Origin of the sequence: Glutamicibacter sp. JC586 (assembly GCF_009805585.1) — a bacterium.
GTDB lineage: Bacteria > Actinomycetota > Actinomycetes > Actinomycetales > Micrococcaceae > Glutamicibacter.
The window spans coordinates 126,257-138,617 of the sequence record NZ_VHIN01000010.1; the positions used below are offsets into that span (position 1 = coordinate 126,257).

10 protein-coding genes are annotated in these 12,361 nt (G+C 55.5%); 5 read left to right on the top strand and 5 right to left on the bottom strand.

Annotated features, from left to right (window positions below; genetic code table 11):
* The first annotated feature begins 174 nt into the window (after positions 1-174).
* Positions 175-852, top strand: a complete 678-nt coding sequence (locus FJV47_RS08570) for a Crp/Fnr family transcriptional regulator (protein ID WP_159612006.1) — start codon at positions 175-177, stop codon at positions 850-852.
* Between the two features lie 67 nt (positions 853-919).
* Here the strand turns inward: FJV47_RS08570 and FJV47_RS08575 are convergent, their stop codons facing one another.
* From FJV47_RS08575 to FJV47_RS16455, 3 genes are all read right to left on the bottom strand, one after another.
* Entirely contained in the window at positions 920-1,834 is a 915-nt protein-coding gene (locus FJV47_RS08575) for an NUDIX hydrolase (protein WP_159612008.1), read from the bottom strand.
* A 61-nt stretch (positions 1,835-1,895) separates the two neighbouring features.
* The gene (locus FJV47_RS08580) at positions 1,896-2,372 is read right to left on the bottom strand and encodes a RidA family protein (protein ID WP_159612010.1); all 477 of its coding nucleotides are present in this window, start codon (positions 2,370-2,372) and stop codon (positions 1,896-1,898) included.
* Between the two features lie 32 nt (positions 2,373-2,404).
* On the bottom strand, positions 2,405-2,560 hold the full coding sequence (locus tag FJV47_RS16455; RefSeq protein ID WP_200831979.1) for a hypothetical protein: 156 nt from the start codon (positions 2,558-2,560) through the stop codon (positions 2,405-2,407).
* Positions 2,561-2,597: 37 nt separating this feature from the next.
* Here FJV47_RS16455 and FJV47_RS08585 point away from each other — a divergent pair, with 37 nt between their 5' ends.
* The 4 genes from FJV47_RS08585 to FJV47_RS08600 all read left to right on the top strand — a co-directional run bounded on the left by FJV47_RS08585 (position 2,598) and on the right by FJV47_RS08600 (position 10,006).
* Positions 2,598-5,117 carry a transglycosylase domain-containing protein gene (locus FJV47_RS08585; RefSeq protein WP_159612012.1) on the top strand — a complete coding sequence of 840 codons (2,520 nt, stop codon included), beginning with the start codon at positions 2,598-2,600 and terminating at the stop codon, positions 5,115-5,117.
* Between the two features lie 132 nt (positions 5,118-5,249).
* Positions 5,250-6,203, top strand: a complete 954-nt coding sequence (locus tag FJV47_RS08590; protein WP_159612014.1) for a metallophosphoesterase — start codon at positions 5,250-5,252, stop codon at positions 6,201-6,203.
* Between the two features lie 174 nt (positions 6,204-6,377).
* The gene (locus FJV47_RS08595) at positions 6,378-8,201 is read left to right on the top strand and encodes an ABC transporter ATP-binding protein (RefSeq protein ID WP_159612016.1); all 1,824 of its coding nucleotides are present in this window, start codon (positions 6,378-6,380) and stop codon (positions 8,199-8,201) included.
* Positions 8,198-10,006 carry an ABC transporter ATP-binding protein gene (locus FJV47_RS08600; protein ID WP_159612018.1) on the top strand — a complete coding sequence of 603 codons (1,809 nt, stop codon included), beginning with the start codon at positions 8,198-8,200 and terminating at the stop codon, positions 10,004-10,006. The genes FJV47_RS08595 and FJV47_RS08600 overlap by 4 nt, the downstream gene beginning before the upstream one ends.
* 91 nt (positions 10,007-10,097) lie before the next feature.
* Here the strand turns inward: FJV47_RS08600 and FJV47_RS08605 are convergent, their stop codons facing one another.
* Together FJV47_RS08605 and purD are read right to left on the bottom strand one after the other, a co-directional pair.
* Positions 10,098-11,003 carry a phosphoribosylaminoimidazolesuccinocarboxamide synthase gene (locus tag FJV47_RS08605; RefSeq protein ID WP_159612020.1) on the bottom strand — a complete coding sequence of 302 codons (906 nt, stop codon included), beginning with the start codon at positions 11,001-11,003 and terminating at the stop codon, positions 10,098-10,100.
* A 14-nt stretch (positions 11,004-11,017) separates the two neighbouring features.
* Positions 11,018-12,304, bottom strand: coding sequence for a phosphoribosylamine--glycine ligase (gene purD, locus FJV47_RS08610; RefSeq protein ID WP_159612022.1), 1,287 nt, complete (start codon positions 12,302-12,304; stop codon positions 11,018-11,020).
* Positions 12,305-12,361 lie beyond the last annotated feature (57 nt).

The following is a 12,361-nucleotide window of genomic DNA, read 5'->3' on the forward strand; positions in this document are numbered from 1 at the left end:
TTAACCCAAGGTACCCTTAGAAGCTGATGGATTTCTGCGAGCAGAATCGCGCGTTTTGACCTAATGCGCGTGACGTTCAACATTTTCTTGGTAAAACCACGTGTGGAAACTGTCACATTGTTACTGAATACGGCACAATGAAGTAAGCGCCCACTACTGTTGACAGGAGATTTAATGGATATCGAGGTACTGCGTCGCGCGCCACTGTTTGCGTCGCTTGGTGATGAAGTATTTGCCGCGCTCACCGAAGAATTGACCGAGGTTGATCTGTCCCGCGGTGCATCGGTGTTCCGTGAAGGCGATCAAGGCGACCGTCTGTACTTCATCGTTTCGGGCAAGATCAAGTTGGGTCGCACCTCTTCGGATGGTCGCGAAAACCTGATTGCTGTTCTTGGCCCAGGTGAACTGTTTGGCGAGATGGCCCTTTTCGATCCACACCCACGTAACGCAACGGCAACTGCTGTGTCGGAAACCCGACTTGCAGGTCTAAGCCACGAGAACATGCGCAAGGCAATCGTGAACTCCCCTGAGGTCTCGATCCAGCTGTTGCAGGCTCTGGCTGCTCGTTTGCGCCGCACCAATGAGTCTCTTGCGGACCTGGTCTTCTCCGACGTTCCTGGCCGTGTGGCTAAGGCACTGCTGGATCTGGCTGACCGCTTCGGACGCCCAGCAACCGACGGAATCCTGGTAGCTCACGAGCTCACCCAGGAAGAGTTGGCTCAGCTGGTTGGCGCATCGCGTGAAACCGTAAACAAGGCCTTGGCTGAATTCGTACAGCGCGGCTGGCTCCGCCTAGAAGCACGCGCTGTCGTGATTCTAGACATCCAGCGTCTGCGTCAGCGTTCACGCTAAAGACAACTGAAACTGAGGGCCGAATATCCGTTATGGAAATTCGGCCCTCAGTGTTTTATATCTAGTTTTAGCGTCCAGCTGGGCTCTGCCAGGGACGCGAAGACTCAGCACTCATCGAACCGAGTACTTCCAGATAGTAGTGGCCGTCGCGCACCAACAAGTCGGGATGCTTCAAATCCAAAGCTCTCGCCCGCGAGAGATAGGCCACGACCCCGTTGGCATCGGACATGGCCTCGAGAATCATCTCCACCGCCGGGTAGCTAATCTGCGAAAGTTTCAGTCCCACGGTGTTGGGTTGCCCTACTAAGTCTCCAAGGACACTGCTTTCACGCTCGGCGAGGACCTGCTTGGCCACATTCCAGCGCCCCCACTTCCCTTTGCCACGAAGCAACGTGGGTTCCTGACGGTTGGGGATGGTGGCTGCGAAATACCAGGTATCAAATCTTCGCAACGCAAAGTTCGGGTTCAGCCAGTGCGACACCGGGCGTAGTAGATCGGTGCGTAGACCGAGCCCACGGCGTCGGAGAAACTCATCAAAAGATAGGTCTTGGACGGCGATCGCTTCGCGGGCGTTCATCCAGTCCACGGCGTCGGTCATTTCGACCACAGACTGTTCATCGGTCCCAGCCAGCAGAATGCCGGTCTCTTCAAAGAGCTCGCGGATAGCGCAGACAATATGCGCCTGAACCAGTCGTTGGTCCAGCACATCCATGCGCTTGGACCACTGCGAAAGATTGGGACCGAACCAGTGATAGGTTGCTCGGTCGCTTTCTTCGTGGCTGCCACCAGGGAAGGCTACGTTGCCCAGAGGCGAACCGCCGGGACGGTAGGTCAGGTATGTTTCAACGCCGTTGGCGCTGTCTCGTATCAGCGCAACTGAGGAGGCACGGCGTGGACTCCTGGGCGTTCGGGCTCCGAAGGTCACCCAGTTTTCTGCCGTGGTGATCTGATGCGGAGGTATCTCAAAGATCCGACGCACCATGCCACTGCGCGGCCCGCAAGGAAAAGACCTTGCAGGCCGCGCAGCAGGCGAAGAAAATGAACTACTCAAATTCAGCGATGACCTCAACCTCAACTGGTGCATTCAGAGGCAAAACGGCTACACCAACAGCCGAACGTGAATGCAGGCCAGCCTCGCCAAGTACTTCACCGAAGAATTCGGAAGCACCATTGATGACGCCGGGCTGTCCGGTGAACTCGGGATCCGACGACACGAATCCGACAACCTTCACGATTCGTTTAATGCGATCTAGGTCACCGATCTGTGACTTGATAGCAGCCAGTGCGTTCAGTGCCGCAACCTGAGCCTGCGCCTTGGCCTCTTCGGCAGAAACTTCTGCTCCAACCTTTCCAAGAACTGAGAGTTCACCATTAATCAGTGGAAGCTGACCGGAGGTGTAGACATAGTTGCCGGTGGTGACCGCTGGCAGGTAAGCAGCGACTGGTTTTGCTACGCCTGGCAGTGTGAGACCGAGTTCAGCCAGGCGTGCTTCGACACGCGAGGAAGTGGCTTCTTGCATGGGGTTTGTCTCCTTGAGGAAGTGTTCGTTTATTATGCTTTTTCGCGCTTCATGTAAGCCACTGGTGAGGAGCCGTTGGGGCCTGGAACGACTGTTACCAGCTCCCAACCGTCGTCTCCCCACTGGTCCAAAATCTGCTTCGTAGCGTGGATCAACAGTGGCAAAGTAGCGTATTCCCATTTAGTCATACTCGATACGTTATCGCGTCCTTGTAAACTAATAGGTATGGCAGCCAAGAAGTCCCCCATTTTTGACACCGCCACCACCTTAGGGAAAGTCGTTGCGTTCTTCGGAATCAGCGCCCTGTGTGGTGTGCTCGCAGCAGGTATGCTCGTACCCGTAGCAGCTCTAGCGAAAACCGGTCTGACAACTGGAAATAGCATTGTCAGCGCGCTTCCAAGCACCTTTGAAAAGCTTCCAATTTCGGAGCCTTCTAGGATCTTGGATGCTGATGGAAAGACCCTCGCATCTTTCTATCAGCAGAACCGTGAACCGGTGAAACTTGATGACATCTCCCCGTACATGCGTAAGGCAATTGTGTCGGTGGAGGATGAACGCTTCTACGAGCACAAGGGCGTTGACCCGCGCGGTATTGCCCGCGCAGTCATCGGCAACCTGACCTCATCCTCACGTTCCGGTGCTTCGACCCTGACCCAGCAGTACGTAAACAACCTGTTGGTGAACAACCAGGAGCTCACCGGTTCACAAGAGTCGACTATTTCCGGGCAGAAAGATTACGCCGCAAAGATTCGCGAACTGAAGTACGCGGTAGCTATTGAAAAGGAAATGTCTAAGGACGAAATCCTTGAAGGCTACCTGAACCTCGTACTCTTCTCGGGTCGCGAATACGGTGTTGAAGCTGCGGCGCAACGCTTCTACTCGATTGATGCCAAGGATCTGAACGTCCAGCAGTCGGCCATGCTTGCCGGTATGGTTCAGCTGCCTAACGTTTACAACCCAATCAACAATCCAGAACGCTCGCTGGACCGCCGTAACAAGGTACTTGGCAACATGTACCGCACCGGGGTCATCAACCAAAAAGAGTACGAAGAGGCCGTGAAGTCGGACCTTGAACTCAAGCCAAGCGTTTCACCTTCGGGTTGTTCGTCAGCTAAGGACAATGCGTACTTCTGCGACTACGTGGTTAATACGATCCTGAGCGACGACGCTTACGGTAAGACCAAGGAAGACCGTGAAGGTCTGCTCTACCGTGGTGGCTTGACCATCAAGACCACTCTGAACAGCAAGCTGAACGAGAAGGCTGCCAAGGACGCTCGTAACGCGATTGATCCAAACGCCAAGTCCAACAAGGACATCCACTCCGCAATTGTTTCGGTCCAGCCAGGTACCGGCAATATCCTGACCATGGCTCAGAACACCGAGTACGGTCCAGAGAAGGAAGGCGAAGGTTCAAGCACCTATTACAACTTCGCTGTTGAACGCTCCAAGGGTGGCGCCGGCGGTTTCCAGGGTGGTTCCACCATGAAGCCTTACACCACACTTGGTTGGCTCACCGAAGGCAAGCGTATGACCGATACCATCAACGCCAAGAAGCAGGTCTTCCAACCTGGAACTAAGTTCCGTGCATCTTGTCTTCCAGGTGGCACCGCGACCGTTGGTTCTAAATGGGAACCAAAGAACGCTTCGCGTGGTTTCTACCGCCGTATGACCGTTGATACCGGCCTGTACTGGTCCATCAACACCGCGACCGTTCAGGAAGCGTACCGCACCGACTTGTGCACCATTGCTGACTACACCAAGCGCCTTGGTGTGTTGGATCAGGATGCCGATAACGGTCAGCCAGGCCCAATCAGCCCAGCAAACCCATCCTTCATCATTGGTTCGGCCAACATCACCCCACTGTCCCAGGCAGCTGCGTTTGCAACCTTCGCTAACAAGGGCGAGTACTGCAAGCCACGCGCTATCACCGGTGTCACCGATGTAACCGGCAATGAATACAAGGTTGACGGTGAATCTTGTTCACAGGAGATTGACCCGACCTACGTTGCTGACCTTGACAGTACCTTGAAGAAGATTGCAACCAAGCGTGTTTCAAAGGGACGGGTTGAAGGTCCAATCGCAGGTAAGACGGGTACCAACAACTACGCCACGTCGACCTGGTTCGTTGGTTTCACCACCGGCATCGCCACCGCTTCGTGGGTTGGCCGCTTGGATGGAAAAGCATCCACGGAACAAAACTCGTTGCACGGCGCGATGATCAACGACAAGCAAGCACCAGCCATGGTTGACTCATCCACCTATGCCGCACCGTTGTGGGTGGCCTTCATGGAGGAAGCCGTACAGCAGTACGAGCGCAAGGGCTTCGGCAAGGCCGGTGACCGTCCGGATCCAAAGATTCCTGAAACCGAAGTAAAGACCGACGGTGAGAAGGAAGACGCAGCTGCCGCAGCAGCTGCGGCTCGTGCTCGGGCTGCCGCGGAGGCTGCACGAAAGGCTGCCGCTGAAAAGGCAGCTGAACAAGCACGACAGCGCGCTGCCGAAGCTAAGAAGGAAGCAGAAGCTAAGGCGAAGGCCGAGGCTAAAAAGAAGACGGAAGAAGCCAAGAAGAAGGCTGAAGCCGACAAGAAGAAGGCTGAAGAGGCTAAAAAGAAGGCAGAGGAAGCCAAAAAGAAGGCTGAAGCCGAGGCTAAGAAGAAAGCCGAGGAAGCCAAAAAGAAGGCTGAAGACGCGAAGAAAAAGGCTCAAAAGTCATCATCTTCTAAGCCCTCGAATTCTTCGGACTAGCCCGCTCACTGATTAGCTGCCAGGCAAAGGCCGCGTTCAACTTTGGTTGAACGCGGCCTTTCGGTTTAGATTGGCAATAGCGGAATTCATGAGAAGTTGACCCGGGCATGAAAGGACGATGGCAAATACGTCATGGCTGAACACAATAATTTTGGTGCTGCATTGCGCCACGCAGCGGGTACAACAGCATTAGCAGCAGGCGGAGCACTGGCTCTTGGTGGCGCTCTGTTCGGTTACGGAATGTTGGAGACCCAGAAGTTTGGGCTACGCCGTGAAACTCTGCACGTCTTGCCCCGAGGCTCACACGACATCAAGGTTCTGCACCTATCTGACATTCACATGGTCCCCGGCCAGGAAACCAAGATTCAGTGGATTCGCGAACTTGCTGAGCTTCAGCCAGACTTCGTGATCAATACAGGCGATAACCTCAGCCACCGTGATGGTGTGCCGTCACTCATCAAGGCCTTGGAACCGCTCATGGCATTCCCTGGAGCTTTTGTTCCCGGATCCAATTGCTACTACGCACCAAAGTTGAAGAACCCGTTTAAGTACTTCTCCCGCTCTGATAGCTCCCCCAGCCCCTCCTCTAAGGACCAGTTGCCATTTGAAGAAATGCACCGTGCCTTCGGGGCAGCCGGTTGGTCCAACCTGACCAACCGCTCACACTCAACTGTGCTGAACGGACTACGTTTGGATCTGACCGGTGTTGATGATCCGCACATCAACCGAGACCATTTTGCCGGCTGGACTCGTGGCTCTACAACCAGCGACCAGGCTCCACATGTTCGCATCGCTTTGGCTCATGCGCCATATCAACGTGTGTTGGATCAGTTCACCGAAGCGGGTGCCGATGTCATCTTCGCTGGTCATACTCACGGCGGCCAAGTGTGCATTCCGGGCTACGGAGCCCTCGTTTCTAACTGCGATTTGCCAACGTGGCGTGCTCGCGGCCTCAGCGATTGGGAGTATGCGGGTAAGAGCGTTCCGCTAAACGTTTCAGCAGGTTTGGGCACCTCACGCTTCGCACCAATTCGATTCGCTTGCCCACCCGAGGCAATCCTGGTGACGCTAAAGGCGCGTCGCTAAACCCTCTTTTCCTCCGTCAAGATCCCGGCATTTCGCACCAACGCGAGAAGCCGGGATCTTTGTTTTCCTGCATGTGAAGCATTTCTTTCCCATTATTTGCAAAATGATTGAATTCTCTCAACCAGTGACGGTAAGCTGAAGCTCTGTCGAATTTCTGGATGAATACGGGGTGCCGTGGCTCAAGCAAAAAAGGTCGAGACTAAAGATCCAGTTCCCCTCTCCGCAACTCTGAAGAGACTGTATCCGTTCGTCAAGCCGATTCTTCCTCGACTATTCTGTGGCTTCCTGTGCGCACTAGGTGCCGGCATCGTCGCACTAGCCATCCCACAAGTTCTAGCTTGGTTGGTCAACTCTGTTTTGCACCGCGATGGAGCTACCTCCGAAGTGTGGATTTCGGTGGCCATCATTGCCGCTCTCGGATTTGTTGAAGCATTGCTGATCTTCCTTCGACGACAGTTCGTTTTGAATCCGGCTGCCGGGCTAGAAGCCCAGATGCGCATTCGTTTCTACAAGCACCTTCAGCGCTTGCCTGTAGCTTTCCACGAGCGTTGGGGCTCGGGACAGCTACTCTCCCGCTCTATGTCAGACTTGTCGTTGCTACGTCGCTGGCTGGCCTTCGGCGCCATGATGCTGGTGGTGGAAACCGTTACCGTGATCACCGGTCTGATCTTGATGTTCACTCACTCGTGGATTCTGGGTTTGCTCTACCTACTGGGTTCGATCCCCATTGCGATCAAGGCCTACCGTTTCCGCAACGAATTCCGCGCAGCAAGTCGGCTCAGTCAAGACCAAGCCGGCGATTTGGCAACGGCCGTTGAAGAATCCGTCCATGGCATCCGTGTGATCAAGGCCTTCGGCCGTGGCCCGCACATCTATGAAGGCTTTAATACTCAGGCAAAGTCCCTACAAGAAACCGAAATCGCCAAAGCTAAAACGCTGGCCAGCTTCCTACTCACTGTAGTTGCCGTGCCAGAAACCATTCTCGGTATTGGCCTGATCATCGGTATCGCACAAGTGGCTGGTGGCACGTTGAGTGTTGGAGCACTGGTTGCGTATTTCTCAATCGCTGCGGTTATCGCCGGTCCAGTGGAAGGCATGGGCATGCTCTTGGGTATGACCTTGAGTACCAAGACTGCACTAGACCGACACTTTGAAGTCATGGACTCCGCTAACGACATCATCTCTCCCCAAACTCCGACAATTCCGGAGACCAGGGACGGTAGCGTTCAGCTTCGTCACGTCCGGTTTGCCTATCCAGATACCGCCGGCACGCACCGTCCGATACTTGCCGACATTGATCTGCAAATTCGTCCCGGTGAAACCATGGCTTTGGTGGGCATCACCGGATCCGGTAAATCAACTCTGCTGAACTTGATCCCCCGCCTGCACGAGGTCACCGCCGGTGAGGTCCTCATCCATGGACAGAACGTCAAGGATTGGGACCTAGATCAACTTCGTACCGAAATCGCGGTGGCCTTTGAGGACACTACGTTGTTCTCCAACACCATCCGGGAAAACGTGCTGCTCGGCGCACCAGAAGAGCTGAACGACGAACAACGCGAAGCGCTACTGAATGAAGCCTTGGACGTAGCCCAGGCGCACTTCACCTACGACTTGCCACAGGGCGTAGGCACGCTGATTGGCGAAGAGGGACTGTCGCTCTCAGGTGGGCAGCGTCAACGCATCGCTTTGGCCCGCGCCATTGCTGCGCGCCCGAGCATCTTGGTTCTTGATGATCCTCTCTCGGCATTGGACGTGCGCACCGAGGAACTGGTGACCGAAAAGCTTCGTGAAGTCTTGGCCGGAACTACCACGCTTATCGTCGCGCACCGGCCTTCAACGGTGATGCTCGCCGACCGTGTGGCCTTACTGCGTGATGGCCGCGTAGATGCTGTAGGAAGCCACACCCACCTGCTCAGTACCAACGAACACTATAGATTTGTCATCGCCAGTCTTGATGACGAAGAAGAATCAGCAACGCAGGAGGCCACCCGATGAGCCAGCCGTTAGGTGTCTCCAACGAAGACGCAATCAAGCTCAGTGCTGCTGACCGCAAGATCGTGCGCCAGCGGTCCTTCCGGTTACTGGGCTCGCTCGCGCTCCCGCAGAAAAAGCAGTTCATTCTCACTGTCGTATTGGTGTTGCTCTCCAATGCAGCTCGCGTGTTGCTTCCGGTGCTCATTGCTTTTGCTATCGACTGGACCCTGCCACAGGTACGTGAGGGCAACTGGTCAGCGTTGGGAGTAACCGGTGCCGGATACATCATCTGCGCGATCCTCAGTGGCTTCTTACTATCGTGGTACATCAACTCTGCAGCTAGAATCTCCCAGGCGATGTTGTTAGATCTGCGACAACAGGTGTTCCGCCATACCCAGCGTCTAAGCCTAGAATTCCACGAAAACTACACCTCTGGTCGCATCATTTCCCGTCAGACATCTGATTTGGAAACCTTACGCGAACTGCTCGATCAGGGTGTCTCAGAGCTTGCATCCTCTTGTGTTTTTGTCGTTTTCACCTTGATCTCCATTTTCTTCCTCGACTGGCGCAGTGGTCTGGTGGTCTGTGTCGCTGCGGTACCTGTAACTATTTTGTTCATCTGGTACCAGCGCCGTTCCGAAGTTCTCTACCGTGAGTCCCGTGTTGTCTCGGCCAAGGTCATTTCCACTTTCGTGGAAACCATGACGGGAATCCGAGCAGTCAAAGCATTCCGGCGCGAGCGGGCCAACGATACGAACTATCAGGAGATTGCAGAGAAGTACCGGGACAACTCGGTCCGCTCCTTCAACCTTTTTGGCATTCTGCAGCCGGGCCTGGTCCTGATTGGCAACCTGACGGTCGCCGCGCTTCTGGCTTATGGTGGGTTCCGAATCATTGGTGGCACGATGGCCGTTGGAGCTATGGTGGCGATCTTGCTGGCTTCCAAGCGCTTGTTCCAGCCTGTGGAACAGATTGCGATGTTCTACTCGTCGCTACAGTCTGCAACGGCCGCGTTAGAAAAGGTCTCAGGTCTATTGGAGGAAGAACCTACCGTTCGCGAACCAGCCCAACCAAAGTCGATTTCCGCTGTGGCTGGCGACTTGAATTTCAAGGAAGCGGTCTTTGGTTACGGTGATGGGCCAATCATCATGGACAAATTTGATCTGCATATTCCAGCGGGCCAAACGGTGGCAGTGGTCGGACAGACCGGCGCGGGCAAGTCGACGCTGGCCAAGTTGATCGCCCGCTTCTATGACCTTCGCTCTGGCACCTTGGAATTGGATTCAGTTCCTATCAACGAACTATCTAACAAGGAATTACGCCAGCACGTGGTCATGGTGACACAAGAAGCGTTCCTCTTCTCAGGCTCAGTTGCCGAGAACATCGCTTTAGGACGTCCTGGAGCATCCCTCGACGACATCCACAGCGCCGCACGAGCAGTCGGCGCGCATGAGTTCATCATGGATCTTCCAGAAGGCTACGACACAGATGTGAATAAGCGTGGCGGACGCGTCTCCGCCGGACAACGTCAGCTGATCTCCTTTGCCCGAGCTTTCTTGGCAGACCCTGCAGTCTTGATTCTGGATGAGGCGACCAGTTCCTTGGATATCCCTTCAGAGCGAGCAGTCCAGCGCGGCCTACAGACGCTATTGGGTAACCGCACGGCGCTGATCATCGCTCACCGCCTCTCCACGGTGCAGATCGCTGACCGTGTCCTGGTAGTCCACGATGGAAAGATCGCCGAGGATGGCACGCCGCAGGAACTCATCGCCAGCGAGGGCCGTTTTGCTGCCTTGCACAAGGCGTGGAAAGACTCGTTGGTCTAAACCATCTATCTGCTGATACATCAACAAAGCCCCTGTTGGTCCGGAAACGCATTCCGGCCCAACAGGGGCTTGCCTATGACTACTGGTGCTACTAAGCGCTAAACCTTTGACCGGTTAGACGCTCATAAGCTTCGATGTACCGAGCGCGCGTCTTCTCAACGATCTCTGCCGGAAGCTGCGGTGGCTCCTGGCCGGAGTTCTTGTCCCAGCCAGATGCTTCGCTGGTCAGCCAGTCACGAACGAACTGCTTGTCAAAGCTCGGCTGTGCATGACCTGGCTCGTAAGCAGCTGCATCCCAGAAGCGAGAGGAGTCTGGAGTCAGTACTTCATCACCCAAGGTCACTTCACCGTTTGCTGGATCAGCACCGAATTCAACCTTGGTATCCGCCAAGATGATGCCGCGGGCACGCGCTATCTGCTCTGCTTGTTCGTACAACGCAACAGTCTTCTCGCGCAGCGCCTCGGCAACCTCAGTGCCGACGCGTTCTACGGTCTGTTCGTAGGTGATGTTTTCGTCGTGCTCTCCGACCTCGGCCTTTGCCGAAGGTGTGAACAATGCAGGCTCCAGCCGGGAGCCATCTACTAGGCCCTCAGGCAATGGCAAGCTGCACACGGTCTTGGAGACCTTGTACTCGGCCAGGCCCGAACCGGTAAGGTATCCGCGAGCGATGCACTCGATGGGGTACATCTCAAGCTTCTTGCAAACCATGGCACGGCCGGCCACGGCTTCTGGAACCTCGGTGGAGATCACGTGGTTTGCGAAGTCGCTCAGCTGTTCGAACCACCACAGGCTTAGCTGCGTCAGAACTTTACCCTTATCCGGGATCTCGCTGGTGAGCACAAAGTCATAGGCACTGATGCGGTCCGAGGCAACAACCAGTACGCGGTCGGTGTCATCGAAGCTGGTGCCGGCTGGTACGTAAAGATCGCGTACCTTACCTGAATAGAAATGGTCCCAACCCTCAAGGTCGAGTACTTCAGTCTGTAGTCCTGCCATGGCTATCTGGTCCTCTACTTGCTTTGCTTCGTGATGACGATTTCGCCGCGTTCGGCCTTCAGTGCAATGTCAGTGCGTGACTGTGCGCCGTCCCAGCTGATCTCGGCGACTCCTGCGTAGGCGGCCTTACGTGCCGCGCTAAGGTCATCGCCAAGCCCAACGACCGCCAACACTCGTCCACCGGAAACAATGATGTTGCCGTCTGCATCTGCGGAAGTTCCTGCGTGCATCACGTGCACATTCTCCAGCGCGTTGGCGGCGTCCAAACCGGAAATAACTGCACCCTTCACCGGGGTGTCAGGGTAATTCTCGGCGGCGATTACTACGTCCACCGCGGTCTGTGAGGACCAGTTCAGCTGCTCCGCGTCATCTAGCTGTCCCTTGGCAGCAGCCAGCAAGATGCCACCGAGTGGAGTCTTCAGGCGAGCGAGCACGGCTTGAGTTTCTGGATCACCAAAGCGTGCATTGAATTCAATGACGCGGATACCGCGCTTGGTCACTGCCAAACCGCAGTAGAGCACGCCGGTGAACGGAGTGCCACGCTTTTCCATTTCACGCAGGGTTGGGTAGGCGACGCGTTCCATGACTTCGTCAACGAAGTTCTCCGGGAGCCATTCAAGCGGTGAGTACGCTCCCATACCACCGGTGTTCGGACCTTCATCATTGTCGAAGATGCGCTTGAAGTCTTGGGCTGGAGACAACGGAACGGCGTGCTTGCCATCGCAGATGACAAAGAGTGAAACTTCTGGGCCATCGAGAAATTCTTCGATAACTACGGTGCCACCGGCTGCAAAGCAAACTTCAGCATGTTCCAACGCTTCGTCGCGGTCGGAGGTGACAACTACGCCCTTGCCGGCAGCCAGTCCATCATCCTTGACCACATACGGTGCGCCGAAGTCATCTAGTGCGTTAGCGGCTTCCTCACGGTTGGTCGCTACATGGGCCATCGCGGTGGGCACTTCAGCAGCAGCCATAACGTTTTTGGCGAAGGCCTTAGAGGCTTCAAGCTGGGCGGCGGCCTTGGTTGGACCGAAGACTGGGATGCCAGCTTCAATCAGGGCATCGGATACACCAGCGGCCAAGGGGGCTTCGGGACCAACAACGACCAGGTCGCTAGCTAGCTCTCGGGCCAGTTCCAGAACTGCGGCCGGGTTCTGTGCGTCAATCTCGTGGGTGGTGACGTCTTGTGCGATGCCGGCGTTGCCGGGTGCACAATGAACTTCTTTGACGTAGGGGTCTGCACTGAGTGCTCGGACAATTGCATGCTCGCGGCCACCTGGGCCAATAACCAGTACCTTCACCCGCCCGAGTTTACCGGAGATTCAGGGAGCTAACGCTGTCTATGACTTCGCCCGAAC